Source organism: Pararcticibacter amylolyticus, from assembly GCF_003130405.1.
GTDB classification, from domain to species: domain Bacteria; phylum Bacteroidota; class Bacteroidia; order Sphingobacteriales; family Sphingobacteriaceae; genus Arcticibacter; species Arcticibacter amylolyticus.
The window spans coordinates 103503-104672 of record NZ_QEAS01000003.1 but is presented as its reverse complement, the minus strand read 5'-3'; the positions used below and the strand labels follow the sequence as shown (position 1 = coordinate 104672).

Annotated in this window: 2 protein-coding genes; both read left to right on the top strand. The window is 44.1% G+C overall.

Annotated elements, in window-relative coordinates; genetic code table 11:
• Positions 1-54: 54 nt before the first annotated feature.
• Complete coding sequence (locus DDR33_RS04885) at positions 55-591, top strand: KdsC family phosphatase (RefSeq protein ID WP_109414653.1); 537 nt, start codon at positions 55-57, stop codon at positions 589-591.
• A 10-nt stretch (positions 592-601) separates the two neighbouring features.
• Positions 602-1170: Maf family protein (locus DDR33_RS04880; protein ID WP_109414652.1), on the top strand; the 569-nt coding region annotated here is incomplete at its 3' end.

Sequence of the window (1170 nt, the reverse complement as noted above, 5' to 3'; positions counted from 1 at the left end):
CGGCGGGGCTTTGTAAAAGATAGGAGGGTGGTAGATCCTCTGTAAAGTAAGTGTATGTTTTTAGATAAGTTAAAAGAAGTTAAAGCCTTTGTTTTGGATATTGACGGCGTGCTTACCGATGGAACGGTTCATGTCACCGAAACAGGAGAACAATTACGACGTTTTCATGTACGTGACGGCTACGCTATGCAGAGAGCTGTAAAGAAGGGTTATCGCATATGTGTGATTTCAGGTGGAAAGTCTGCGAGTGTTTTGATCCGTCTGAACGGGCTGGGAATAACCGAAATCCATCTTGGTATTGATAAAAAGCTCGACGTTTATCAGGAGTTTTTACAGGCGCATTCCCTGGAACCCACGCAGGTACTTTATATGGGAGACGACATTCCTGATATCCCCCCTATGAAACTTTCGGGCGTCCCCGTGTGCCCAGGAGACGCTGTTGAAGAAGTGAAAGCCGTCAGCATCTATATTTCGGGTAAGGCGGGCGGAACTGGCTGTGTAAGAGATGTGATTGAAAAAGTGCTAAAAATTCAGGGTAACTGGTATGATCCGGATCCGAGTGCCCAGGATGATACTATAACTTCAGTATAGAAAATAAAAAATGATTAAAAGATTTCCCCCTGTCATCCTTGCCTCGAAATCGCCGAGGAGGCAGGAACTGCTGCGGCTGATGGACATAGATTTCCGTATAGTTTTAAAAGAGGTTGATGAAAATTATCCTGAAGGATTAAGTCCCTCGGAAATTGCTGTTTACATTGCCGAGAAAAAAGCCAGAGCTTTTGATGAATCAATTGAAGGTAACGACCTGGTTTTAACAGCAGATACCATTGTTAGTATTGAAGGTCAGATCCTCGGAAAGCCGGAAAATGAGGATCATGCGATTGAGATGGTCTCACTTTTATCGGGGAAGAAACATGAGGTAATTACCGGTGTTACATTGCTGAACAAAAACGGCATGACATCTTTTTATGATGTTACTGAGGTTTTTTTCAGTGAGCTAAGTCAGGAAGAGATCCGCTACTATATTGAACGTTACAAGCCTCTAGACAAAGCAGGCTCGTACGGAATTCAGGACTGGATAGGACTTGCGGGCATTGAAAAGATTTCTGGCTCATACAGTAACGTCGTGGGCCTTCCTACGGAAAAGCTGTACAGGGAGCTGAGACGATT

Excerpts from the sequence above, each read along its gene's own strand:
- DDR33_RS04885 (WP_109414653.1), top strand. The coding sequence starts at position 55 with ATGTTTTTAGATAAGTTAAAAGAAGTTAAAGCCTTTGTTTTGGATATT.